Source organism: Caulobacter segnis, from assembly GCF_023935105.1.
Taxonomy (GTDB): Bacteria; Pseudomonadota; Alphaproteobacteria; order Caulobacterales; family Caulobacteraceae; genus Caulobacter; species Caulobacter segnis_B.
This window is the reverse complement of sequence record NZ_CP096040.1, coordinates 2020224-2042682: the sequence shown is the minus strand read 5'-3', so window position 1 is coordinate 2042682 and position 22459 is coordinate 2020224. Positions and strand designations below refer to the sequence as shown.

The window sequence follows — 22459 nt, the reverse complement described above, 5'->3', positions numbered from 1 at the left end:
AGCTGTCGCTGAAGACCGTCGAGATTACTCGACGATTTTCGCGACGACGCCGGCGCCGACGGTGCGGCCGCCTTCACGGATGGCGAAGCGCAGCTTCTCTTCCATGGCGATCGGGGTGATCAGCTCGACGTCCAGCTCGGCGTTGTCGCCCGGCATGATCATTTCCACGCCTTCGCGCAGCTTGATGATCCCGGTGACGTCCGTCGTGCGGAAGTAGAACTGCGGACGGTAGTTGGTGAAGAACGGGGTGTGACGGCCGCCTTCTTCCTTGGTCAGGATGTAGGCTTCGGCCACGAACTTGGTGTGCGGCGTGATCGAACCGGGCTTGCACAGCACTTGGCCGCGCTCGACGTCTTCACGCTTGGTGCCGCGCAGCAGCACGCCCACGTTGTCGCCGGCTTGACCTTGGTCCAGCAGCTTGCGGAACATTTCGACGCCCGTGCAGGTCGTCTTCTGGACCGGACGGATGCCGACGATCTCGACTTCTTCGCCGACCTTCACGATGCCGCGCTCGACGCGACCCGTGACCACGGTGCCGCGGCCCGAGATCGAGAACACGTCTTCGACCGGCATCAGGAACGGCAGGTCGATCGGGCGTTCCGGCTGCGGGATGTACTCGTCCACCGAGGCCATCAGGGCCAGGATCGCTTCTTCGCCGATCTTGGCGTCACGGCCTTCGACCGCGGCCAGGGCCGAACCCTTGGTGATCGGGATGTCGTCGCCCGGGAACTGGTAGCTGCTCAGCAGCTCGCGCACTTCCATTTCGACGAGCTCCAGCAGCTCTTCGTCGTCAACCATGTCGACCTTGTTCATGAACACGACCAGGGCCGGCACGCCGACCTGACGGGCCAGCAGGATGTGCTCGCGGGTCTGCGGCATCGGGCCGTCGGCGGCCGACACGACCAGGATCGCGCCGTCCATCTGGGCCGCGCCCGTGATCATGTTCTTCACGTAGTCGGCGTGGCCGGGGCAGTCGACGTGCGCGTAGTGACGGTTGGCCGTCTCATACTCGACGTGCGCGGTGTTGATCGTGATGCCGCGGGCCTTTTCTTCCGGCGCCGCGTCGATGTCGGCGTAGTTCTTGGCGGTCGCGCCGCCCGACTTCGCCAGCGTGATCGTGATCGCGGCCGTCAGCGTCGTCTTGCCATGGTCAACGTGACCAATCGTGCCGATGTTGCAGTGCGGCTTAGTGCGTTCGAACTTTTCCTTGGCCATCGTCTCTACCTTCGCGCCGGCGGCTGTTGTTGGGAAGTAACTCGGAGGGAGCTGGAGCGGGTAGCGGGAATCGAACCCGCATCCTCAGCTTGGAAGGCTGCTGCACTACCATTGTGCTATACCCGCCCAATCACCCTGGTGGGCTAGCGGGGTCGCGATCGGCTCCCGGTCTTTCGGCTCTGGGGCGCCCGTCCAGTCTAAAGAGCGCCCGTTTCCAGAACTCGTCGCGCGCATGGTGGGGGAAGTAGGACTCGAACCTACGAAGGCTTACGCCAGGGGATTTACAGTCCCCCCCCTTTGCCACTCGGGACATTCCCCCAAGCACGCGACGGAGTTCCGAAGCCGGCGGCCTTTATCCGTTTCGACGAACCACGGCAAGCCGTAGAACTTCGAACCGAAACAAAAGCTTCTTTGGCCGGTGACGGACGGTGCTAAGAGCAGCGCCGGCCGGCCCGAGAAACCCTTGGGGCCCCAAATCGGAGCGCGTCTTATAGTGTCCTCTCATTCCGAACGCAACGACCGGAAACGCCCTTCTGCACAAGGACGCGATTTTCGTTCCAAGCCCCGGAAACAGAACGACTTTTCGCGTGGCCAGGGCGACGCAAAGGACTGGATCTGGGGGATTCACGCCGTCGAGGCGGCCCTTTCCAACCCGCATCGACCGGCCCCGAAGCGCCTTCTGGCCACCCCGGACCGGGCCAAGCGACTCAGCCCCGATCTTCAGAAACTGACCTGCCTGCAGGTGATCGAAGGCCAGGAGATCGCCAAGCAGCTGCCGCAGGGCGCCGTGCATCAGGGCCTGGCCCTGAAGATCGACGAGCCCGAGGCGCTGTCGATCGCCGAGTTGGCCGCTCCGGCCGAAGGTCTGCTGGTGATGCTGGACCAGATCACCGACCCGCAGAACATCGGCGCCATCTTCCGCTCGGCCGCCGCGTTCGGCGCCAAGGGGATCATCCTGCAGGATCGCCATGCGCCGGTGCTGTCGGGCGTGCTGGCCAAGACCGCCGTCGGCGCGGTCGACAAGGTCGCCCACGCACGCGTGGTCAACCTGTCCCGCGCGCTGGAGGAGCTGGCCGACATGGGCTGGCGCGCCGTGGCCCTGGCCGGCGAGGCCGAGCAGAGCCTCGAGGAGGTCCTCGACCACCAGCCCACCGTGCTGGTCCTGGGCTCGGAGGGCGAAGGCGTCCGCCGCCTGGTCGCCGAGCACTGCGACGCCCTGGGCAAGATCCCGATGCCGGGCGGCTTCGAGAGCCTGAACGTCTCGGCGGCCGCCGCGGTCGCGCTGTACGAGGCCTCGCGGGTTCGCCTTCGGGAAAGCTCGGGATCGTGAGGTCTCTTCCGCGCATGATTTGATCGCCCGCGTGGGCGCGAAGCGTTCTTGCCTTTGCGCCCCGCCCGCGCCTATTGCGCCTTGCATCGCCGCGCGCGTCACCGCATTGAGGACCCATGTTCGACGCTCTGACCGCCAACTTCGCCGGCCTGCAAGGTCCGCTGACGGCCCTGCTGCAAGTCCTGATGATCGACCTGGTCCTGGCGGGCGACAACGCCGTCGCCGTGGGACTGGCCGCCGGCGGCCTGCCGGCCAAGGACCGCAAGAAGGTCATCCTGTACGGCCTGGGCGCGGCGGTCGTGTTGCGCATCAGCTTCGCCCTGATCACCACCTGGCTGCTGGGCGTCATCGGCTTGCTGCTGGCCGGCGGCTTCCTGCTGCTGTGGGTGTGCTGGAAGATGTGGCGCGAGCTGCGTGAACAGGCGGCCCACGCCGACGCCATGGCCACGATCGACGACGATCCGACGACTGAGCCGCGGACGCGCCAGCCCAAGAGCTTCAAGACGGCCTTCATCCAGGTGCTGATCGCCGACGTCTCGATGTCGCTGGACAACGTCCTGGCCGTGGCCGGCGCCGCCCGCGAGCATCCGGGCATCCTGGTCTTCGGCCTGCTGCTGTCGATCGCCCTGATGGGTCTGGCCGCCAGCGCCATCGCCAACCTGCTGCACAAGCACCGCTGGATCGGCTTCGTGGGCCTGGCGATCGTGCTCTACGTCGCCCTGCACATGATCTGGGAAGGCCATCGCAGCGTGGTGATGGACCTGCACCAGACGGCCGCCTACAACGCCGCCGCCCCGGCCCCGCTGGATATCCAGCCGGACGAGATCGCCAAGCACAACAAGCACAAGTAGCCGGCGCGCCTAGCGCGCCGCCTTCGAGCATCAACCGGCGCGCCTAGCGCGCCGCCTTCGAGCATCAACCGGCGCGCCTAGCGCGCCGCCTTCGAGCATCAACCGGCGCGCCTAGCGCGCCGCCTTCGAGCATCAACCGGCGCGCCTAGCGCGCCGGCAGGGGCGGCAACTCCAGCCGGCGCAGGTCGGCCATCTTCGCGTAGAGCCGCAGGATCGCGTGGTGGCGCGTCGTGTCGCCCCGCGCCTCGACCGCCTCGTGCAGCCCGATCAAGGCTCGACGAAGGGCGGCGTTGACCAGGTCCAGGGCCGCGATCGTCAACGCCCCCGTCGATGGAAGATCGGCCACCTCCAGCCCGTAGTCGGCGGCCGCTGCGTCCAGCGTCGCCCGGATCAGGGCGTTCTCCTCGACCCGCGCCGCCACCCCGTGCTCGGCCTCCTGGGCGGCCAGCAGCGACAGCAGCGCCACCAGCCCGACCTTGCCGGCCATGAACTCGCCCTGCTGCTCGGGCGGGCCGGGATCGGCCATGCACATGAAGTTGCCGACCAGGATGTCGGGCAGGCTTGGGGTCATGATATGTCCTCCAGGCGCAGCAGGGCGGCGGCCAGGATCTCGTCGTGCCGCCGGGCGGTGTACCAGCCCGAGACCGCCAGGATCGGCTCCTTGAAGCCGCCGTCGCGATATTCCTTGGCCGCCGAGGTCCAGATGGCCTGACCCTTCACCGCCGCGAACAGCGACCACCAGGCCAGGGCGTCCTCGTCGACCGCCAAGCCGCTGGCCCGCGACCAGATCGCCAGGGCCTCGTCGCGCGGGATCATCGCGGCGACGGTCTTCGCATCGAAGGGGTTCCACAGCGGATCAATGGCCCAGGCCAGGTCCTCCAGCGGATCGCCCAGGTGGACCATCTCCCAGTCCAGCACCGCCAGGATCGCGCCGTCCGGCGCATGCAGGAAGTTGCCGCCGCGATAGTCGCCATGCACCACCCGCACCGCGCGAGGCGGCGGCGGCGGGCGGTGGCGCAGGGCCCGGATGGCGGCGCGCACGATCGGCTGCGGATGCTGCTCGTCGGCCTCGATGACGGCGGCCCAGTGATCGACCGCGATGCGCCAGCAGTCCTTCGGCGCGGGGATCTCGGCCGCCTTGGCTAGCGGCAGGCCGGCGGGATCCGCACCGGCGATCCGCCCCAGGATGTCGAAGAAGGCCTCGCCGACGGTTCGCGCGTGCTCGCCATACGGCATGACCGTGAACGGCGAGGCCACCGCCCCGCCTTCGACCCGCTCCATGATGAAGAACGGCCGCTCCAGCTCGGCCCCTTCGGCGTCCATGGCCACCGGACGCGGCGCGGGGACCAGGGCGTGGAAGCTCTCCAGGGCCAGGTATTCCAGGCTGCGGTCGGTCTCGATCAGGCTGCCGGGCGGGTCGCGGCGCAGGATAAGGGGCCTGGCCTCGCCCCCGACGTTGGCGACGAAGCGATAGGTCTCGCGGCTGGCCCCGCCGGGGATGCGCGAGAGGTCGGCGACCGTCACCGGCTGTTTCCAGATGCGGGTGAGATAGGCCTCCAGGCGCTCTGCCAGGCTCATCGTGGCGAGCCCGCTCAAGGGGCCATGTCCAGGATCGAGGCGAATCCGGAGGGCGCGTGTGGGCCGATGGCCAGTTGCTCGAAGACGCCCCTGCCCTTTCGCATCCGGCCCGCGCCGTCGACATAGGTGACGTCGCTGATCGCCTGGACGTGCAGCAGGTGCGGCATCTTGCGGTCGAGGTCGGCCGTGACGAAGTCCTCGCGCTCGACCTTCAGTTCGCCGTGGTTCAGGCCATGACCCCAGACCGGGTGGCTGTAGCCCAGGCCCAGCATGAAGAACTCGGTCCTGGGCGCGATGGTCACCGATCCGTCCGCGCCGAGGTCGAGGGTCGCGCCAACCGCGTGGCGCGTACCGCTCTTCCACTGGATGGCGCAGGAGGCCTCGGCGAAGCCGCCGAAGTCGTCCTCTCGCCCGCCATCGGCCAGCCACAGTGCGCGACGGTTCCAGGCCCGGCCCAGTTCGTCGTCGTTGGTGTGGAAGAACAGGCTGCCGTCGTCGAAATTGCACGGGGCCCACAGCCAGAAGAACTGCGGCAAGGCGGGCGGGGCCAGCTCCTGCGGATCGCGCGCGCCGACCGGCCGCACGCCCCAAGAGCGGTCGCGCGTGCCGACGAAGCCGTCGACGCTGGTCCGCACGCCATCGACTTCGATCCAGCCGCTGTAGCGGCCGTTCTGGGTCAGACGGGTGTAGTCCAGCAAGGTGCGCGGCCCGTTGCGACGGACGAAGCGCGGCTCCTCGATCGGGAACGACCGACCCTCGAAGACGATCTCGGCGGCAATCCCCTGTTCGGGCGCGGTCACGGTCAGCTTCAGGCGTTGCAGGGGCTCGACCACCGCGATGGCGATCGGCCCGACCGTCAGGTCCATCCGCTCCATCTTCAGCCATCGGCTGGCGTGCAGGTTCACCTGCTTGCCGTCCCGCATCACGCAGAAGGCCGCGTCGGCGATGTTGAGGTGAGGATAGACCCCGAAGGCGGCGGCGAAGAACAGGTCGCTCCCGTCTCCCCAATTTGGGCCGCGCGGCGCGTAGCCGTTGAAGAAATAGCGATCGTAGAAGTTCCGATCCGTCCCGGCGTAGGCCACCGGCTCGGGCGTCTGATGGATCGGGTAATCGTCGCCCCAGGTGAGCGCCATGCCGTCCTCCCCTGGCTCATGCGGCGCTCGTCGTGCGTAAGGAAGCGGCGTCGCTTTACGTCCAGACCAGCGACGTTAGGGTCATGACTCGCGATTGCAACGGTGACGGGACGTAAAGCGAATGAAGGCCTGGACTCCCCGCATCTGGACGGGCCTGGCGGCGATCAGCGGCCTGCTGGCCGTGGGCTTCGGGGCCTTCGCCGCGCACGGGGTCACCGAGCCCAAGCCGGTCGAGTGGCTGACCAAGGGCTCGCATTACCAGATGGTCCACGCCCTGGCCGTGATTGGCGCGGTCGCCCTGCACCGGATCGGGCTCAAGGGCATGGGGCTGGTCGCCGGGCTCTTCCTGTTCGGGACCCTGGTCTTCAGCGGCTCGCTCTACGCCATGGCCCTGGGCGGGCCGCGCATCCTGGGCGCGATCACGCCGATCGGCGGGCTGTCCTTCATGATCGGCTGGGCCGTGCTGGCCTGGCGTGGGTTCAGCTGGCGCGACGAGGCCCCAAAGTCCTAGGCGGAGACCTTCTTCGCGCCTGGCAGGGCCAGAAAGAAGATCGCCAGCGCCGATCCGACCAGACAGGCGAACATCACGCCGGCCACCGGCTTGGGCGTGCCGTCGTGCAGCAGGCCGCCGGCCCAGGACGCCAGGGCTCCCGCCCCGAATGAGGCCGAGCCCATCAGCGCGGAGATCGAGCCGGCCCGGCGCGGATCGACGCTGAGCGCGCCGGCCATGGTGTTGCCGCCCATCAGGCCGTAGATCGACAGCGCCGCGAACAGCAACGGCAGCACCGTCCACTGGCCGCCCCAGCCCGTCCAGGCCGCGAGGGTCAGCACGAACGCCGCCACGATCGAGGCGATGCTGGCCTTGCTCAGCACCTGGTCCGGCGTCGCGCGGCGCAACAGCCAGCGATTGACCTGGCTGGCCCCGATGATGCCGACGGCGTTGAAGGCGAAGATGATGTTGAAGACCAGCGGCGTGTGGCCATAGGTCCCCATCACCAGGTCCGGCGCGCCCGAGATGTAGGTGAACAGCACCGCCCCGTTCAGCGCCCCGGCAAGCGCGTAGCCCATCAGCCGGCGCATGCCGAAGAGGGCCACATAGGCCCGCAACGGGTTTTCTCCCCGGGCCTGGGCCTCGGTCTCGGGCGAGCGGGATTCCGCCAAGCTGACGACCACCCACAGGCCGATCAGCGCGCCGAAGATCACCAGGCTCCAGAACACGCCCCGCCAGCCGGCGAAGAATTGCACGACGCCGCCCAGCTGCGGGGCCAGCACGGGGGCCAGGCCCATGATCAACGTCATCAGCGACAGCACTCGGGCGGTGTCGGCATGGCTGAAGCGGTCGCGGACGACGGCGCGGGCGATCACCGGTCCCGCGCAACCGCCCAATGCCTGGACGAAGCGCGCGGCGATCAGGGTCTCGATGTTCGGAGCCAGGGCGCAGACCACCGAGGCGGCGAAGAAAACCCCGATGCCGATCAGCAGCGGCCCACGCCGGCCGAAGCGGTCCGACGCCGGACCATAGACGAACTGGCCGATCGCCATGCCGGCGAAGAAGGCCGCCAGGGTCGCCTGGGTCTGATCGGGGCCCGCGTTCAGGGTCCGGCCGATCGACGGCAGGCTGGACAGGTACATGTCGATCGACATCGGCGCGAAGGCCGTCAACGCGCCCAGGAGCAGAACGAGACGCCATGGAACGGCGGCGGGCGGCGGGGTGACGTCGGTCATGGCGCCTTTTACGCCCGTTCGACCCTACGGAAACCTCAAATGACGCTTGCCCGCCCGGCGGGCGGGCTTCAGGTTATCGTCAATCATATAAACGACGGGAGGACGAGGTCATGACGGCGCAGCATCCGAAGGCCCCGCCCCTGCCGGAGCCCCAGTTCGCGGACGTCAACGGGATCCGCCTGGCCTACTACGAGGCCGGTCCGCGCCAGGGGACGCCGATCGTCTTCTGCCACGGCTTCCCCGAACTGGCCTTTTCCTGGCGCCACCAGATCGCCGCCCTGGCCGCCGCTGGCCGCTGGGTCATCGCGCCGGACCAGCGCGGCTATGGCCTCACGCCTGGCCCCGAGGCAGTGGAAGCCTACGACATGGACCACCTGACCGGCGATCTCGTCGGCCTGCTGGACCATCTGGGCGTCGAGAAGGCGATCTTCGTCGGCCACGACTGGGGTGGCATCGTCGTCTGGGCCATGCCGCTGCTGCATCCGGATCGCGTGGCCGGTGTGATCGGCCTCAACACCCCGTTCACGCCGCGCCTGCCGCTGGACCCGATCGAGATGTTCCGCAACGCCTATGGCGAGGACATGTACATCGTCCACTTCCAGAAGCCCGGCGTCGCCGACGCCCAGCTGGGCGCCGACGCCGAGAAGACCATCCGCTTCTTCATGCGCCTGCCCAAGGGCGCCCTGGGCGAGTTCGAGACGCGGCCGGCCGAGCGCCGGAACCTGGCCCTGCAGGACGCCCTGGCCAGCTACGACCCGGCGAGCGACCAGCACCAGTTCCTGTCGCCCCAGGAGCTAGACGTCTTCGTCCAGGCCTTCCAGCGCACCGGCTTCACCGGCGGCATCAACTGGTACCGCAACTTCACGCGCAACTGGGAGAGGGCCGAGGCCCTGCCCCGGCGGATCGACGGCGTTCCGTGCCTGATGATCATGGCCGAGCTGGACGTCGTCCTGCCGCCGGCCATGGCCGATCGCATGGGCGAACAGATCCAGGACTTGGAAAAGGTGCTGATCGAGGGCAGCGGCCATTGGACCCAGCAGGAGAAGCCCGCCGAAGTGAACGCGGCGATCCTGGACTGGTTGGACCGGAAGTTCCCGCTCTAGGCGCGGCTAGTTCCGCGACGCCAGCATCGCGTCGGCGCGGCGGCGCATGGCGGCGGCCAGCTGCAGCATGGCCAGGGCCGAGACCTCGTCGCGCGCCGCGGCGCGCAGGCTGTAGACGTTGGCCATGGCGAACAGGGCCTCGACCCGGTCGACACCCTCGGCCCCGAACATCTCGCCGATCTGGCGGTCCAGCTCGGCCAGTTGCACGGGATTGAGCATCGCGAGCAGTTCGTCGTCGGAATAGTCTTCGGGCGGTAGCTGAGTCATGGGCGGCAACATACAGAACCGGACGAAAGGCATGAAGCGGCTCGATCCTCCGTTCACAGGCGGATGCAAACCAAGTTAGGGTTTCTCCATGGATCGTAACGCCTCCGCCGCCGCCATGAGTTCCGTCGGTCGTCGCGGCCTCTTCCGCGAGGTCGAGCCGTTCTCGTTCGGCTGGATGCGGGCCGACGGCCCGCACGAGATCTATTACGAGGAATGCGGCAACCCGCGCGGCAAGCCCTGCGTGATCCTGCACGGCGGTCCGGGCGGCGCGGTCAATCCGACTATGAGGCGGTTCTTCGACCCGGCCAAGTGGCGCATGACCCTGTTCGACCAGCGCGGCTGCGGTCGTTCACGCCCGAACGCCAGCCTCGACGACAACACCACCTGGAGCCTGATCGCGGACATCGAGCGCCTGCGCGAGCACCTGGGCGTCGAGAAATGGACCGTATTCGGCGGCTCTTGGGGCTCCACCCTGGCCCTGGCCTACGCCATCGCCCACCCCGACCGCGTCGACGGCCTGGTCCTGCGCGGCATCTTCTTGCTCACCGAACGCGAGCTGCGCTGGTTCTACCAGGAAGGCGCCTCGATGCTGTTCCCGGACGCCTGGGAGCGGTTCCTGGCTCCGATCCCGGAGGACGAGCGCGGCGACCTGATGGCCGCCTATCACCGCCGCCTGATCTCGCCCGATCGCCGTGTGCAGCTGGAGGCCGCCGCCGCCTGGAGCCAGTGGGAGGGCGACACCATCTCGCTGCGCGGTCCCGAAGCGCGTCCGCCCAAGTTCAATGAAGAGGACTTCGCGATCGCCTTCGCGCGGATCGAATGCCACTTCTTCACCAACAAGGGCTTCTTCGACCAGGACGACTGGATTCTGAAGAACATCGACAAGATCCGCCACATTCCCGGCTGGATCGTCCAGGGCCGCTTCGACGTGGTCACCCCGCTGGACAGCGCCTGGCGGCTGCACAAGGCCTGGCCCGAGGCCCGGTTCGACATCGTCTGGGACGCCGGCCACGCCTCGACCGAGCCGGGCGTCATCGACGGCCTGGTCCGGGCGACAGAGGCGGCGCTGGTGCGCTAACTAGACCAGCGAGCCCTTGCCGCTGGTCACTTCGGTGTAGCGGTGCACGCGCACGGACTGCACGAGGCCGAAGCCGACCATCACCGTCAGCATGACGGTGCCGCCGTACGACAGCATCGGCATGGGCACGCCCACCACCGGGGCCAGGCCCATGACCATGGCGCCGTTGATCAGCACGTACAGCGAGAAGGTCGCCGTCACTCCCGCCGCCGACAGGCGTCCGAAGTGGCTGTGGCTGATCGAGGCGATGCGCAGGGCCATGAAGATCACCGCGCCGTACAGGAACAGCACGCCGAAGCAGCCGACGAAGCCGAACTCCTCGGCCAGGGTGGCGAAGATGAAGTCGGTCTGCTTCTCGGGCAGGAAGTTCAGCTGGCTCTGCGAACCCAGGCCGAAGCCCTTGCCCAGCAGGCCACCCGAGCCCAGGGCGATCTTGGACTGCAGGATGTGATAGCCGTCGCCGGACGGATCCTGCTCGGGGTTCAGGAAGGTCAGGATCCGGTTGCGCTGATAGTCGTGCAGCCCGAACATGATGAAGGGCGGGATGGCCACGGCGGCGGCCGCGCCCATGGCCGCGATGATCTTCCACGACAGCCCGGCCAGGACCATGATCGCCGCGCCCGTCGCGCCCAACAGGATGGCCGTGCCCAGGTCGGGCTGCTTGGCCACCAGCAGGAACGGCACGCCGATCATCGCCGCCGGGATCAGCAGCCACCACGACAGCCTGGCCCGATCGGCCGAGAGACCGTGGTAGAAGCGGGCCAGGGCCAGTACGAGACCGATCTTCATCACCTCGGACGGCTGGAAGCGCAGCGGTCCGATCTGCAGCCAGCGCTGCGCGCCCAGCGAGATGTCGCCGACCAGGTCGACGGCGATCAGCAGCAGCACCCCGATCACATAGACCGGATAGGCCGCGTTGAACCACCAGCGCAGGTCGCACAGCGCCAGGATGATCATGATGATGAAATAGACGCCGAAGCGCAGCAGATGCTTGTCGGCCCAGGGCTCCCAGGACGCCCCGGCGATCGAGAACAGCATCAGCGCGCCCGTGCCGGCGATCAGGGCGAGGACCAGACAGAAGGTCCAGTCGATTTCCATGAACTTGATGATCGGGCGATCGCGTTCGCCCGGACGGGTCAGGCCGCCGCTCAGGGTCATTGGGGACCTCCCTGCGGAGTGGTGGGCGCGGCCGTCGGCGCGGCGCCGGATTGGGGGGTTTCGATGGGATCCTCGGGCGCGGCGCCTTCCATCACGTCCTCGGGCGCGGCCTCGGGCAGAGGCGCGGGGCGTTCGATACGGGCGCGGATCTCCGGATCCTTCAGCAAGGCCACGCGCATCACCTCGCGGGCGCGCGGGGCGCCGGCGGTGGCGCCGCCCATGCCCCCGTGCTCGACGATGACCGCCACGGCGTAGCGCGGGTCATCGTAAGGCGCGAAAGCCACGAACAGGTTGTGGTCCTTGAGGCGCCAGATGGTCCCGGCGCCCTTGCGGTTGGCGACGCCGTCATAGCTGCGCACCTGGGCCGTGCCGGTCTTGCCGGCCATCTGCACGTCGCCCAGGCCCAGCTGGCTCTGGCGATAGGCCGTGCCGCGCACGTCGTTGGCCACGGCCGCCATGCCGCCGCGCACATAGTTCAGGTGTTCCTGCGAGAAGGGCAGGTCGGGCACGGCCGCGCCGCTGGGCTGCTCGACCCCGCCGACCGACTTGATCAGGCGCGGGGTCAGGGCCTTCTTGCTGTTGGCCAGGCGCGAGGTCATCACCGCCAGCTGCAGGGCGTTGACCGTCAAGGCCCCCTGCCCGATCCCGTAGCTGGGGGTCTCGCCGGGAAACCAGATCTGGTTGGCCGGATTCTTCTTGAAGGCCCGCTTCTTCCACTCCCGGTCGGGAACGTTGCCCTTCTTCTGGCCGGGGATGCCGATGTCGAACAGCTGGCCAAAGCCCATGGCCCGCGCCGCGACGGCGATGGCGTCGGGCCCGACCTTGAGCGAGGTCTGGTAGAAGTAGACGTCGCAAGAGTTCTTGATGGCGTCGTGCATGTTCTGGGGGCCATGGCCGCCCTTCTCCCAGCACCGCCAGACCCGGCCGCCATAGTACCAGCTGCCGGGGCAGTTGATCCGCAGCTCGGGGTCGACCCCCGCCGTCAGCGCGGCCAGGGCCACGGTCGGCTTGAAGGTCGAGCCCGGCGGGAACAGGCCCGTCATCGACTTGTCGAGCAGCGGCTTGCGCTCGTATTCGGCCAGCGCCTTGTACTCCGCGCCCGAAAGTCCCTTGACGAACCGGTTGGCGTCGAAGCTGGGGGCCGAGACCATGGCCAGGAGGTCGCCGTTACGCACGTCCATGACGACGATCGCGCCGCTCTCGTCGCCCATCACCTCCAGGGCGCGGTTCTGGATGTCGGCGTCCAGGGTGAGGCGGATCTCCTTGCCTGGCGCTGGCGGGATGTCGCCGGCCGGGTCCAGCCGCACGACCCGCCCCTGGGCGTCGACCTCGGCCTTGGTGGCGCCGGCGCGACCGCGCAGATCCTTGTCGAAGGCTTTCTCGACACCCTGCTTGCCGATCCGGAAGCCGGGATGGTGCAGCAGTTCCTGGTCCTGGGTCGCGTCGTCCTTGGCCGCCTCGAGGTCGCGGTCCGAGACCTTGGCGACATAGCCGATCACATGGGCGAAAGCGCCGCCGAACGGATAGACCCGCACCTCACCCATGTCGGCGGTGACGTTGGGCAGCTCGGGCGCGCGGATGTTCACGCGCGAGAACTCTTCCCACGACAGGTCTTCCATGACCACGACCGGGGCCTTGCGCGGGGCGCGGTCCAGCTCCTTCAGCACGCGGGCGCGGCGCGTTCCGTCGATCGGGACCAGCTTGGCCAGGTCGTCCATGACGGCCTCGGCGTCCAGCCCCTTGTCCTTGTTGATCATCAGCCGGAAGTTCGGCCGATTGGACGCCAGAGACACGCCGTTGCGATCCAGAATCAGGCCGCGCGGCGGCGGGACGAGGCGGTAGTTGAACTGGTTGCCGGCCGAAAGCTTCTGATAGCGCTGGGCCTCGACCAGCTGCAGCTGGGCCAGACGCCCGCCCAGGGCCAGAAGGCCCGCGCCCGTGAATCCGCCCAGCAGGAACGCGCGCCGGTGGAAGACACCCTGGCGCTCGTTGACCTCGAAAAAGAAGATGGACGGTTCGCTCATGGCCTCACCGGAACCGCACGTCGGCGTCCTCGAAGCGGTCGACCAGACGGTGGGCGAACGGGAACAGCAACGCGGTGACCAGGAACTGCCAGAATACCGCCAGCAGGCTGGGCATGGCCAGGCTGTCGAGCATGGTGAACAGGAAGCCGGCCGCCATGGCGACGCCTGTGACGCCGGCGAACCAGACCCACATGATCGGATAGCTCTGGCCGGTCACGGCGTTGCGCAGGATCAGCACCACGGCGTAGGCGACCAGCAGCGACAGGCCCCACAGGCCGGTCGGCCCACCCCAGAAGATATCGAGGAACAGGCCCAGCAGCAGCAGCGCGAACGGCGCCAGGATCGACGGCCGGATCATGGCCCAGGCGAAGGCCGGAACCATGGCGAACGCCGGCTCGGGCAGCTGCAGACCCCAGACGCGGATCGGCGCGGCGAACAGAACCGTCGCCACCACGCATAGAAACATCGGCACGCCCAGCCAGCGGCCAGGATTGAGAGGCCGCGCGCCGCCCACGCTCATCGGGGCGCTCCCGCCGGCGCGGGCGTCGGCGTGGCCGTGGGCGCGGCGGGCTTCGGCGCCGGCGGCTTGGGTTGCGCGGTCGCCGCGGCCGGAGGCGGCGTTGGGGTTGGGTTCGAGGTCGAGGGGGCGGCGGGCGGAGGCGGCGCCGACAGGATCGAGGTTTGCGGATCCTCGGTCGTCACCGGCGGCAAGATCTTGGCTTGCAGCTCTTTCTCGTCGGCCAGCTGGGCGAAGTCCCTGAACAGCAGGATGCGGACATAGTCGATCGACGACTGGTCGGCGAACAGCACCACCCGCCAGCGGCCGTCCAGGCCCTTCACCGCCGCGCCCACCGGCAGGCCGCGCGGCACCACGCCGCCGTCGCCGGAGGTGACGACACGGTCGCCCTGCTGGATCGGATCGACGCCGCGCAGGTATTCGAGCTTGGGGTTGGGGCCGCCGTCGCCGGTCAGGATGGCGCGGGCGTTGGTGCGGTCGATCATCACCGGCGTGCGCGAGGCGATGTCGGTCAGCAGCAGGATTCGGCTGGCGCCGCGCGAGACGCCGACCACCCGGCCGACCAGGCCGCGCTCATTCAGCGCCGGATTGCCGACCTGGATGCCACGCTCGGAACCGGCGTCGGCCAGGCGGGTGTTGGCGAAGGGCCCCCGGCTGTCGCTGACCACCCGGGCGGCGGCCATCGGGATCGGCGGATCGGTGCGCAGACCCATCAGCGACTTGAAGCGCTCGTTCTGGTCTTGCAGGGCCAGGGCGCGGTCGCGCCACTGACGCATCTCGGCCAGTTCGGTCTTCAGGCGGCGGTTCTCGCTGGCCGTGAAGAAGTAGCTGCGGACGTAGTCCAGCCCCAGGCCCGTCCAGCGTCCCGGCGCGGCGATGGCGCCGCTGACCGGCTTGGCCACTACGTCCACGGTCTGCCGGGTCACGCCATAGGCCTGATCCTGAAGAGTCTCGCGGCGATCGGCCAGCAGGAAGGCGACGGCGATGACGGCCGCCACGATCAGGGCCACCGCCGCCGTCCAGGTAAGCGGCACCTTCAGGTCGCCGAGGGGACCTTCGCGAAAGGGCACGTACTCTGTCTCCCGGCGCCCCCCGAGGCGCCTCTAGAGCAAAACTCAGCTTACGCCAGGGTCGATTCCAGGACGCCCTTCATCCACTTCGGATGCTCCAGCACCTTGCCGCAGCCCAGGGCCACGCACGACAGCGGATCGTCGGCCACCGTCACCGGCAGGCCGGTGTGGTCACGAATCTCGGCGTCCAGGCCGCGCAGCAGCGCGCCGCCGCCGGTCAGCATGATACCCTTGTCGGCGATGTCCGAGGCCAGTTCCGGCGGGGTGGCTTCCAGGGCCACCTTGACGGCCTCGACGATCTGCCCGACCGGTTCGGCCAGGGCGTCGGCGGCCTGCTTTTCCGAGATGCGAACTTCGCGCGGCACGCCCTGCATCAGGTCGCGGCCCTTGACGTCGATCGACAGACCCTCGCCGTCGGCCGGCGCGCGAGCGGTGCCGATTTCCTTCTTGATGCGCTCGGCGGTCGTCTCGCCGATCAGCAGGTTATGGTGGCGACGCATGTAGCTGATGATCGCCTCGTCCATCTTGTCGCCGCCGACGCGGACCGAGCGGCTGTAGACGATGCCCGACAGCGACAGCACGGCCACCTCGGTGGTGCCGCCGCCGATGTCGACGACCATCGAGCCGGTCGGTTCGTGAATCGGCAGGCCGGCGCCGATCGCCGCCGCCATCGGCTCGTCGATCAGGCCGACGCGGCGGGCGCCGGCGTTCAGGCAGCTGTCGTTGATGGCGCGGCGCTCCACGGCGGTGGCGCCCGACGGCACGCACACGATCACCTTCGGATTCACGAAGCCCTTGCGGTTGTGAACCTTGCGAATGAAGTACTTGATCATCTCCTCGGCGACTTCGAAGTCGGCGATGACCCCGTCGCGCATCGGGCGGATGGCTTCCATGTGGCCAGGGGTGCGGCCCAGCATCTGCTTGGCCTCGATGCCCACGGCGTGGACGACCTTGCGACCGCCCACATTGCGCAACGCCACGACCGACGGCTCATTCAGCACGATCCCCTTACCCTTTTGATAGATGAGGGTGTTGGCCGTTCCGAGATCGATGGCGATGTCGTTCGAGATCACGCCGAAGAGGGAAGAGAACATTGAAGGCCCTGACTGAAGGGTAGGAGGGGCGTTACAGACGAGCAGGTCGAAGTAGCAGATCAGATGAAGCGGAGCCTTTTCCGTCCCGGGGACGGGGTCGGCGGAGAAGAAATGGCTCCCACTTCAGTTAATGCGAGGACAACATGATTCCCGCATTTAGGGGATTTCGCCCCAGTCCGCACACTTCGCCGCCCGACGGGTGCGCCGCCACCTGGCCGCGCCGTCGTCGAAACGGCCGATAGGCGCGCCGACGCCGCCCGTTTGCACTGCGAAGGCGTTGATTTCAAGGTCTATTCGCGGGCTTTTCCCAGGCTTTTGCGGTCAAGTTGGCCAAGCATCCCAAAGTGGCGAAATCTAGCCGAGCGCGGCCATGGCGACCCCGACCGCGGCGACGGCGCCGAAGACCATCTGCACGACGGTCAGACGTTCCGCGAACAGACGACGCCCGGCCAGGGCCGCGATCGGCGCCTCGATCACACCGACCGCCCTCACCTGCCCCGCCGGCGCCAGGGCCAGGGCCACGAACCAGCCGGCCGAGGCCGCCGCGCCCCAGAAGCCCGCGCCCAGCGACGGGCGCCAGGCCTTGGCGACGGCGACCAGGGCCCGGCGATCCTTCAAGGCCAGATAGAGCGTCAGGGCCAGGGTCTGGGCGGCCTGGACGATCAGCAGGGTGACCACCGCGGCGAAGATCGGATGGCGCGGCTCCAAGGCGTGACCGGCCTGGCGGAAGGCGTTCAGGCAGAAGCCGAAGGCCAAGCCCGAGGCCAGGGCGAACAACCCGCCGCTCACCGGCTTCTCGCCCGTCGCCCCGACGCGCGGCCAGGTGACGACCAGCAGGGCGACGCTGGTCAAAGCAACCCCCGCCCAGCCGATCCGACTCAGGGTCTCCCCATAGGCGATCAGCCCCAAGATCGCGGCCAGTGGGATCGAGCTCTGCTGCACGGCCGTGGCGACCGCGAAGCCGGCCCGGCGCATGGCGACCAGAAGGGCGGCCGTGGCCGCGATCTGGCTGGCGCCGCCCAGCAGCGCCGGCGCCAGGAAGGCCAGGCCGAAACGCGGCTGCTCGCCATGGGTCAGCAGAAGGGCGGCCGTCACGAAGACCACGGTGAACGGCAGGCCGAACAGGAAGCGCACCAGGGTCGCGCCCCACGGCCCCGTATCGCCCATGACCGAGCGCTGGGCGGCGTTGCGCAGCACTTGGGCGAACGAGGCGGCGATGGTGATCGGGATCCAGATCATGACTCAGCGCCTCGCCGCGACGATCAGGCCGGACGCCCAGGCCAGCCGCGTCACGGCCAGGTCGGGATGAGCCTCCAGCCGGTCGACAAGCGCATCCACGCGCGCCTGGTGCTCTTCCGGCCAGTTGGGCTGGGGCAGCATGTCGTCGATCACGTACAGCCCTCCCCGCTTCAACAGCGCCAGCGCCTGGTCGAAAGCCTCGTACTTGCCAGGCCAGGCGTCGGCGAAGATCAGGTCGAACGACTCCGGCGGCTGAGCCAGCACATAGTCTAGGCCGTCGGCCAGCACGAAGCGCAACCGATCATCCTTCAGGGCGTCGCGCGCCACATCCTGGACGACAGGGTCGACGTCGACGCTGACCAGGCTGGCGGCGGCGTCCAGGCCGTCCAGCAGCCAAGCCGTGGCCAGGCCCGTGCCCGTCCCGAGTTCCAGCATCCGCCCGCCCGGCTTGGATGCGGCCAGGAGACGCAGCAGCGCGCCGGTATTGGCCTCGGACGGCATGTCGAAGCCCAGCGCGGCCGTGCGCGCCTGGATCGTCGCCCAGGCGGCCGGGGCGGCGTATTCATTGTCGCCGAACATCACGTTGTTCCTTACGCGGCCCTTACGCGGAAGGACCTGTTTCCGAATGGAGCCCTTGCGGGCCGTGCGCGCAGAAGCATGGACGCGGGCCCGCCGCGTGGCGGGCCGCGTCAGAAGAAGGCTAATCGACCATGTCGCCCCACCCATTCAGGCAAGCCGCCCAGTTCCTGCTGGGCGTGCCGACCGAAGGGATCAATCCCGCCCTGGACCGCATGCTCGAGCTGGCCCAGGCCACGCCGCTGTGCTTCGTGGCCGTCGCCGGCCCGGGAGCTGGCGAGGCCATGTGCCAGTTGTGGCGACGCGGCTATCAGCGGGTCGAGGCCGCTCGGCGGGCCACCTGCGGGGCCGCCGACGAGCGCAGCGACCTGCTGCTGGTGCTGGACTGCCAGACCCTGCCGGACGCACGCGCGGTCATCGCCGCGACCTACACCATGCTGCGCCCCGGTGGGATGCTGGTCGTGGACGCGGGCGCGCTGCTGGACGAGACGCCCCGCAGGGCGCTCGCCGACAGTCTGCGGGAATTGGGCCTGGAGGTTCAGCCCCAGGCGCACCTGGGGGCCGAGATCCTCGCGACGCGGCCTTTCAGCTCGCGGCGGGCGGCTTAAAAGCCGCTGGCGATCGCCGCTTCGGGCCGGCTCTTCTCCTTGCGGGCGAAGAGGTTGTTGAGCGCGTTGACATACGCCTTGGCCGAGGCGGTGAGCGTGTCGGTGTCGGCGGCCGCGCCGGTGGCGATGCGGCCGTCCTCTTCCAGACGCACCGAGACCTGAGCCTGGGCGTCCGTGCCCTCGGTCACCGCGTGCACCTGGAAGAGGCGCAGGGCGGCGCTGTGCGGCACGATCTTGTGGATGGCGTTGAACACCGCGTCGACGGGACCGTCGCCGGTGGCCTCGGCGGTGCTGGAGACGCCGTCGACATCCAGGGTCAGCTCGGCCGACTGGCCGTCGGTGCCGGCCACGACGCGCAGGTGCGCCACGCGGATCTTCTCCGAGCCGCGCGCCAGGGCGTCGTCGACCAGGGCGATGATGTCGTCGTCGTAGACGTGCTTCTTGCGGTCGGCCAGGTCCTTGAAGCGGCCGAAGGCTTCCTTCAGCGCGTTCTCGCCCAGCTCGTAGCCCAGGTCCTTCAGCTTGGCGCGGAAGGCGTGGCTGCCCGAGTGCTTGCCCATGACCAGGCTGGAGGGAGCCTGGCCCACCGACTCCGGCGTCATGATCTCGTAGGTCTCGCGGTTCTTGAGCATGCCGTCCTGGTGGATGCCGCTCTCGTGCGCGAAGGCGTTCTTGCCGACGATGGCCTTGTTGTACTGCACCGGGAAGCCGGTGATGGCCGAGACGTAGCGGCTGGCGCGGGTGATGTGCGTCGTGTCGATGCCCGTGCGGAACGGCAGGCGGTCGCCGCGCACCTTCAGGGCCATGACGATCTCTTCCAGCGCGGCGTTGCCGGCGCGCTCGCCCAGGCCGTTGATGGCGCATTCCACCTGGCGGGCCCCGCCCTGCACGCCGGCCAGGCTGTTGGCCACGGCCAGGCCCAGGTCGTTGTGGCAGTGGGTCGAGAAGATCACCTTGTCGGCGCCCTCGACATTGTTGACCATCCAGTTGAACAGGTCGGCGTATTCCGACGGGTAGGTGTAGCCCACCGTGTCGGGCAGGTTGATCGTCGTGGCGCCGGCCTTGATGGCGGTCTCGACCGCGCGGCGCAGGAACTGGCGGTCGCTGCGGGTGGCGTCCTCGGCCGACCACTCGACGTCGTCGCGCAGGTTGCGGGCGTGGCTGACCGAGCGGGCGATCACGTCGATGACGGCGTCCGGCTCCATCTGCAGCTTGTGCTTCATGTGCAGGTCGGAGGTGGCGATCACCACGTGGATCCGGCCGCGCTGGGTGGGCTTCAGGGCCTCGGCGCAGCGGTCGATGTCGACTTGGTGAGCGCGGCACAGGCCGGCGATGGTCGAGTTCTTGACGATCTTGGCCACTTCGCGGACGGCCTCGAAGTCGCCGTTCGAGGCGATCGGGAAGCCGGCCTCGATGATGTCGACCCCCATCTCCTCGAGGATCTTGGCCAGTTCCAGCTTCTCTTCCAGCGACATCGACGCGCCGGGCGATTGCTCGCCGTCACGCATGGTGGTGTCGAAAATGACGACGTTGTCGCGCTTGTCGGAAGCGCTGGTCGATACGGAGGTCATTGAGCTACTCGTCGAATGGGGTGTGTGGCGTGCGGGCTGCGGGTCAAAGGTCCCCTGTGCGCCCGGCCACGACAATGCGCGGCCCCTAGAGCGCCCAGGGGCTGATAAGCCGAAGCGAAAGCAGGTTGCGCGCGACAGTCATGACCGACTTTCTACACAGCGCCCCAGAATCGAGCAAGCAATTTGCGCCGACGGCGCGATCCGCCGCAGGCCGCGCAAAATTCGTCCAAGATCAGCTTTTTACCTGCGACAGCTCGGTCGACAGACAGGCCAAAGGCCGACATTCCGTTCGCGGGACGTGGCCTCGCCGGGCGCCTTTTAGCTCTGCCCTTCTTCCGCCGCCTCGCGCTTCTTGAGCCAGGCGCGGCTGACCAGGCCCATGGCCAGCCAGATGACGACGGCCAGGACGATCATGACGATGTGCTGCTTGCCGCCGCCCTTCATGGCCTGGACGATCGAGTTGCCGGCGAAGGCGGTCAGAGCGATCTTGGGCACGATGCCGATGGCGGTGCCGGCGGCGAAGTCGCGCAGCTTCATCGGCGTCACCCCGGCGGCCATATTGACCACGATGAACGGCGCCGAGGGCACCAGGCGCACGATCAGGCTGGCCATGAAGCCGTTCTTGCCGATCATCCGCATGAACTTGTTGACGCCCTCGCCGGCGAAGTCGCGCAGGATCCGCGCGCCGTAGGTCCGCCCCAGCCAGAAGCCGACCAGGGACGAGACCAGGGTGCCGATCCAGCTGTAGGCGAAACCGGTCCAAGGCCCAAAGGCCACCACCGCCGCGGCGATCAGCACGAACTGCGGCACGCCCAGGAAGGCCATGACCGCGAAGGCCGCCACGGCCATCGGCAAGGCCCAGGGCCCGCTAGCCGCGCCCAGCCAGTGCTCGACCGCGGTCTCGCCGTTGACGCCCAGGAGCTGCGCGCCGAACAGGAAGACCACGCCCACCCCACCGAACAGCACGAACGAGACCGCCACCGTGCGCCAGGCGCGGGCGTCCATGTTGGTGACGAAGTCGATGATACGGCGGATCACGGCCCCTCCTCGCGCAGGCGCCGGCCAGGGTCAAGCGGCGCCGCTGAAACGACGGGCGGACACCTGCTGGAGATAAAGGCGTTTTTCCGGCGGCCGTCCAGTGGCGAGACATCCCGGCGCGCCCCGGCTAACTAGGCCGGATGAAGATTCTCGCCGTCTCGGGCAGCCTGCGGGCCGCATCCTACAACACCGCCCTCCTCCATGCCGCGCGCCAGCTCGCGCCGGAGGAGATGGAAATCCAGGTCTTCGGCCTGGGCGACCTGCCGTTCTTCAACCAGGACGTCGAGGACCAGGGCGACCCCGCGCCCGTCGCCGCATGGAAGGACGCCGTCCGCGCCGCCGACGGGCTGCTGATCGCCTGCCCGGAATACAACGGCGGCCTGACAGCGGTGCTGAAGAACGCCATCGACTGGGCCTCGCGCGGCAAGCCAGCGCCCCTGGACGGCAAGCTGGCCTGCGCCCTGGGCGCCAGCCCCGGACTCACCGGCACGGTGCGCGCCCAGGACGCCCTGCGCCTGAACCTCAAGCGCGCCGGCTGCGACCTGGCCCCGCTGTCGGACATCCTGGTCGGCCAGGCCCACACGAAGTTCGAGAATGGCGCTTTGACCGACGAGCGCACCCGCCAGGCGATCGCGCGTCATCTGACGAGCTTCGCGGCGGCGCTGAGAACGCGCGGCTAGCTGGCCGGCTTGTTCGCGTCGCCGTCCGGGCCGAAATCCAGCACGAACAGGGCGCCGAGCAGGACCGTCTGCTTGGCGGACGCCAGGTGCAGTCCGACGCTGCCGCCGCCTTCAGGGATGTCGATCGCCGCCCGCCCGCGCACGGTGTACATCTTCCACGCGTCGCCCACCTTGACCCCGCCTTGGATCGCCGCGTCGTAGGGCTCGGCCGATTGCTGCACGCGCACGGCCGAAATGTCGGCCGTGGCGGGACCGCCGTCGACGCTTTCGGCCTTGGCCCAGAACGCCACCATCAGCATGTCGCCCTTGGTGACCTTGCCCGAGATCGGCTGGGCGGCGCCCACGCTCCACGGCTTGTCGCTGGCCGCCTGCACCTCGACCTTGACCGCGCCGCCGCCCTGGACGGTCTTGTCCTTGATCGGCGTCGTCTTCTGCCCCGTCCCATAGACCGACCAGTTGGCCGAAGGCTTGTTGATCGCCTTCTGCATGATGTCGCCGCCGCCCGACTGGCGCGCGAGCCCCGGCGAGGCCGCGCCCACCGCCAGCGCCAGAACGGCCAGGGCAATGTACAGAATCTTCGTCTTCACGATGGCTTTCCTCCCCC

Annotated in this window: 24 protein-coding genes and 2 tRNA genes; 7 read left to right on the top strand and 19 right to left on the bottom strand. The window is 68.6% G+C overall.

Features of this window, described 5'->3' with window-relative positions; all coding sequences use genetic code 11:
- Nucleotides 1-24 precede the first annotated feature (24 nt).
- The 3 genes from tuf to MZV50_RS09985 form a co-directional block, all read right to left on the bottom strand.
- Entirely contained in the window at nt 25-1215 is a 1191-nt protein-coding gene (gene tuf, locus MZV50_RS09995; RefSeq protein WP_252633318.1) for an elongation factor Tu, read from the bottom strand.
- A 52-nt stretch (nt 1216-1267) separates the two neighbouring features.
- Nucleotides 1268-1341, bottom strand: a tRNA-Gly gene (locus MZV50_RS09990).
- A gap of 107 nt (nt 1342-1448) precedes the next feature.
- Nucleotides 1449-1534: transfer RNA gene (locus MZV50_RS09985), tRNA-Tyr, on the bottom strand.
- Between the two features lie 174 nt (nt 1535-1708).
- On the opposite strand from MZV50_RS09985, the gene rlmB reads away from it, so the two are divergent.
- Both rlmB and MZV50_RS09975 read left to right on the top strand, forming a co-directional pair.
- The gene (rlmB, locus tag MZV50_RS09980) at nt 1709-2545 is read left to right on the top strand and encodes a 23S rRNA (guanosine(2251)-2'-O)-methyltransferase RlmB (RefSeq protein WP_252634369.1); all 837 of its coding nucleotides are present in this window, start codon (nt 1709-1711) and stop codon (nt 2543-2545) included.
- Between the two features lie 116 nt (nt 2546-2661).
- Nucleotides 2662-3396, top strand: a complete 735-nt coding sequence (locus MZV50_RS09975) for a TerC family protein (protein WP_252634368.1) — start codon at nt 2662-2664, stop codon at nt 3394-3396.
- A gap of 145 nt (nt 3397-3541) precedes the next feature.
- Here MZV50_RS09975 and MZV50_RS09970 read toward each other — a convergent pair whose 3' ends face one another.
- The 3 genes from MZV50_RS09970 to MZV50_RS09960 are packed head-to-tail and all read right to left on the bottom strand — an operon-like array spanning nt 3542 to nt 6107.
- Nucleotides 3542-3967 carry a hypothetical protein gene (locus tag MZV50_RS09970; RefSeq protein ID WP_252634367.1) on the bottom strand — a complete coding sequence of 142 codons (426 nt, stop codon included), beginning with the start codon at nt 3965-3967 and terminating at the stop codon, nt 3542-3544.
- Nucleotides 3964-4974: a phosphotransferase family protein gene (locus tag MZV50_RS09965; RefSeq protein WP_252635219.1), complete on the bottom strand. Its 1011-nt coding sequence runs from the start codon at nt 4972-4974 to the stop codon at nt 3964-3966. Before MZV50_RS09965 ends, MZV50_RS09970 begins: the two co-directional genes overlap by 4 nt.
- Nucleotides 4975-4988: 14 nt before the next feature.
- Entirely contained in the window at nt 4989-6107 is a 1119-nt protein-coding gene (locus MZV50_RS09960; RefSeq protein WP_252634365.1) for a hypothetical protein, read from the bottom strand.
- Between the two features lie 121 nt (nt 6108-6228).
- On the opposite strand from MZV50_RS09960, the gene MZV50_RS09955 reads away from it, so the two are divergent.
- Nucleotides 6229-6618 (top strand): DUF423 domain-containing protein, encoded by a 390-nt coding sequence (locus MZV50_RS09955; protein WP_252634364.1) that lies wholly within the window; start codon nt 6229-6231, stop codon nt 6616-6618.
- Here the strand turns inward: MZV50_RS09955 and MZV50_RS09950 are convergent.
- Complete coding sequence (locus MZV50_RS09950) at nt 6615-7832, bottom strand: multidrug effflux MFS transporter (RefSeq protein ID WP_252634362.1); 1218 nt, start codon at nt 7830-7832, stop codon at nt 6615-6617. The genes MZV50_RS09955 and MZV50_RS09950 overlap by 4 nt on opposite strands.
- Before the next feature lie 110 nt (nt 7833-7942).
- Between MZV50_RS09950 and MZV50_RS09945 the strand changes: the two genes are divergently transcribed.
- The gene (locus tag MZV50_RS09945; RefSeq protein ID WP_252634360.1) at nt 7943-8935 is read left to right on the top strand and encodes an alpha/beta fold hydrolase; all 993 of its coding nucleotides are present in this window, start codon (nt 7943-7945) and stop codon (nt 8933-8935) included.
- A 6-nt stretch (nt 8936-8941) separates the two neighbouring features.
- Here the strand turns inward: MZV50_RS09945 and MZV50_RS09940 are convergent, their stop codons facing one another.
- Entirely contained in the window at nt 8942-9202 is a 261-nt protein-coding gene (locus tag MZV50_RS09940) for a low temperature requirement protein A (RefSeq protein ID WP_252634358.1), read from the bottom strand.
- Nucleotides 9203-9290: 88 nt separating this feature from the next.
- Between MZV50_RS09940 and pip the strand changes: the two genes are divergently transcribed.
- Nucleotides 9291-10280: a prolyl aminopeptidase gene (pip, locus tag MZV50_RS09935; protein WP_252634357.1), complete on the top strand. Its 990-nt coding sequence runs from the start codon at nt 9291-9293 to the stop codon at nt 10278-10280.
- Here the strand turns inward: pip and rodA are convergent, their stop codons facing one another.
- The 7 genes from rodA to MZV50_RS09900 all read right to left on the bottom strand — a co-directional run bounded on the left by rodA (nt 10281) and on the right by MZV50_RS09900 (nt 17961).
- The gene (gene rodA, locus MZV50_RS09930; protein ID WP_252634355.1) at nt 10281-11438 is read right to left on the bottom strand and encodes a rod shape-determining protein RodA; all 1158 of its coding nucleotides are present in this window, start codon (nt 11436-11438) and stop codon (nt 10281-10283) included. It lies immediately after the preceding gene.
- Complete coding sequence (gene mrdA / locus MZV50_RS09925) at nt 11435-13462, bottom strand: penicillin-binding protein 2 (RefSeq protein WP_252634353.1); 2028 nt, start codon at nt 13460-13462, stop codon at nt 11435-11437. The genes rodA and mrdA overlap by 4 nt, the downstream gene beginning before the upstream one ends.
- A 4-nt stretch (nt 13463-13466) precedes the next feature.
- Nucleotides 13467-13982 carry a hypothetical protein gene (locus MZV50_RS09920; protein WP_252634351.1) on the bottom strand — a complete coding sequence of 172 codons (516 nt, stop codon included), beginning with the start codon at nt 13980-13982 and terminating at the stop codon, nt 13467-13469.
- Nucleotides 13979-15049, bottom strand: a complete 1071-nt coding sequence (gene mreC, locus MZV50_RS09915) for a rod shape-determining protein MreC (protein ID WP_252634349.1) — start codon at nt 15047-15049, stop codon at nt 13979-13981. The genes MZV50_RS09920 and mreC overlap by 4 nt, the downstream gene beginning before the upstream one ends.
- A 50-nt stretch (nt 15050-15099) precedes the next feature.
- Nucleotides 15100-16143 carry a rod shape-determining protein gene (locus tag MZV50_RS09910; RefSeq protein ID WP_010919417.1) on the bottom strand — a complete coding sequence of 348 codons (1044 nt, stop codon included), beginning with the start codon at nt 16141-16143 and terminating at the stop codon, nt 15100-15102.
- A gap of 354 nt (nt 16144-16497) precedes the next feature.
- Nucleotides 16498-17382, bottom strand: coding sequence for an EamA/RhaT family transporter (locus MZV50_RS09905; protein WP_252634347.1), 885 nt, complete (start codon nt 17380-17382; stop codon nt 16498-16500).
- 3 nt (nt 17383-17385) lie between these two features.
- Nucleotides 17386-17961 carry an O-methyltransferase gene (locus tag MZV50_RS09900; RefSeq protein WP_252634345.1) on the bottom strand — a complete coding sequence of 192 codons (576 nt, stop codon included), beginning with the start codon at nt 17959-17961 and terminating at the stop codon, nt 17386-17388.
- Nucleotides 17962-18092: 131 nt separating this feature from the next.
- On the opposite strand from MZV50_RS09900, the gene MZV50_RS09895 reads away from it, so the two are divergent.
- Nucleotides 18093-18566, top strand: a complete 474-nt coding sequence (locus MZV50_RS09895; protein WP_252634344.1) for a hypothetical protein — start codon at nt 18093-18095, stop codon at nt 18564-18566.
- On the opposite strand, the gene MZV50_RS09890 is transcribed toward MZV50_RS09895, so the two are convergent.
- The 3 genes from MZV50_RS09890 to MZV50_RS09880 form a co-directional block, all read right to left on the bottom strand.
- On the bottom strand, nt 18563-20137 hold the full coding sequence (locus MZV50_RS09890) for a 2-isopropylmalate synthase (protein ID WP_252634342.1): 1575 nt from the start codon (nt 20135-20137) through the stop codon (nt 18563-18565). The genes MZV50_RS09895 and MZV50_RS09890 overlap by 4 nt on opposite strands.
- An 85-nt stretch (nt 20138-20222) precedes the next feature.
- Nucleotides 20223-20279, bottom strand: coding sequence for a hypothetical protein (locus MZV50_RS09885; RefSeq protein ID WP_252635218.1), 57 nt, complete (start codon nt 20277-20279; stop codon nt 20223-20225).
- A 176-nt stretch (nt 20280-20455) separates the two neighbouring features.
- Nucleotides 20456-21175, bottom strand: a complete 720-nt coding sequence (locus MZV50_RS09880; protein WP_252634340.1) for a TVP38/TMEM64 family protein — start codon at nt 21173-21175, stop codon at nt 20456-20458.
- A gap of 140 nt (nt 21176-21315) precedes the next feature.
- On the opposite strand from MZV50_RS09880, the gene MZV50_RS09875 reads away from it, so the two are divergent.
- Entirely contained in the window at nt 21316-21855 is a 540-nt protein-coding gene (locus MZV50_RS09875) for an NADPH-dependent FMN reductase (protein ID WP_252634338.1), read from the top strand.
- Here the strand turns inward: MZV50_RS09875 and MZV50_RS09870 are convergent.
- Nucleotides 21852-22442, bottom strand: coding sequence for a carbohydrate binding domain-containing protein (locus tag MZV50_RS09870; RefSeq protein WP_252634336.1), 591 nt, complete (start codon nt 22440-22442; stop codon nt 21852-21854). The two genes, MZV50_RS09875 and MZV50_RS09870, sit on opposite strands and share 4 nt — an antisense overlap.
- Nucleotides 22443-22459: the final 17 nt, after the last annotated feature.

What these genes read in the sequence shown, in the direction of transcription:
- MZV50_RS09960 (WP_252634365.1), bottom strand. Translation starts at nt 6,107, where the DNA reads ATGGCGCTCACCTGGGGCGACGATTACCCGATCCATCAGACGCCCGAG.
- pip (WP_252634357.1), top strand. Translation starts at nt 9,291, where the DNA reads ATGGATCGTAACGCCTCCGCCGCCGCCATGAGTTCCGTCGGTCGTCGC.
- MZV50_RS09910 (WP_010919417.1), bottom strand. Translation starts at nt 16,143, where the DNA reads ATGTTCTCTTCCCTCTTCGGCGTGATCTCGAACGACATCGCCATCGAT.
- MZV50_RS09900 (WP_252634345.1), bottom strand. Translation starts at nt 17,961, where the DNA reads ATGTTCGGCGACAATGAATACGCCGCCCCGGCCGCCTGGGCGACGATC.
- MZV50_RS09955 (WP_252634364.1), top strand. Translation starts at nt 6,229, where the DNA reads ATGAAGGCCTGGACTCCCCGCATCTGGACGGGCCTGGCGGCGATCAGC.
- MZV50_RS09950 (WP_252634362.1), bottom strand. Translation starts at nt 7,832, where the DNA reads ATGACCGACGTCACCCCGCCGCCCGCCGCCGTTCCATGGCGTCTCGTT.
- MZV50_RS09905 (WP_252634347.1), bottom strand. Translation starts at nt 17,382, where the DNA reads ATGATCTGGATCCCGATCACCATCGCCGCCTCGTTCGCCCAAGTGCTG.
- MZV50_RS09970 (WP_252634367.1), bottom strand. Translation starts at nt 3,967, where the DNA reads ATGACCCCAAGCCTGCCCGACATCCTGGTCGGCAACTTCATGTGCATG.
- mrdA (WP_252634353.1), bottom strand. Translation starts at nt 13,462, where the DNA reads ATGAGCGAACCGTCCATCTTCTTTTTCGAGGTCAACGAGCGCCAGGGT.
- MZV50_RS09975 (WP_252634368.1), top strand. Translation starts at nt 2,662, where the DNA reads ATGTTCGACGCTCTGACCGCCAACTTCGCCGGCCTGCAAGGTCCGCTG.
- MZV50_RS09965 (WP_252635219.1), bottom strand. Translation starts at nt 4,974, where the DNA reads ATGAGCCTGGCAGAGCGCCTGGAGGCCTATCTCACCCGCATCTGGAAA.
- MZV50_RS09875 (WP_252634338.1), top strand. Translation starts at nt 21,316, where the DNA reads ATGAAGATTCTCGCCGTCTCGGGCAGCCTGCGGGCCGCATCCTACAAC.
- MZV50_RS09895 (WP_252634344.1), top strand. Translation starts at nt 18,093, where the DNA reads ATGTCGCCCCACCCATTCAGGCAAGCCGCCCAGTTCCTGCTGGGCGTG.
- MZV50_RS09940 (WP_252634358.1), bottom strand. Translation starts at nt 9,202, where the DNA reads ATGACTCAGCTACCGCCCGAAGACTATTCCGACGACGAACTGCTCGCG.
- MZV50_RS09890 (WP_252634342.1), bottom strand. Translation starts at nt 20,137, where the DNA reads ATGACCTCCGTATCGACCAGCGCTTCCGACAAGCGCGACAACGTCGTC.
- rodA (WP_252634355.1), bottom strand. Translation starts at nt 11,438, where the DNA reads ATGACCCTGAGCGGCGGCCTGACCCGTCCGGGCGAACGCGATCGCCCG.
- MZV50_RS09945 (WP_252634360.1), top strand. Translation starts at nt 7,943, where the DNA reads ATGACGGCGCAGCATCCGAAGGCCCCGCCCCTGCCGGAGCCCCAGTTC.
- MZV50_RS09920 (WP_252634351.1), bottom strand. Translation starts at nt 13,982, where the DNA reads ATGAGCGTGGGCGGCGCGCGGCCTCTCAATCCTGGCCGCTGGCTGGGC.
- tuf (WP_252633318.1), bottom strand. Translation starts at nt 1,215, where the DNA reads ATGGCCAAGGAAAAGTTCGAACGCACTAAGCCGCACTGCAACATCGGC.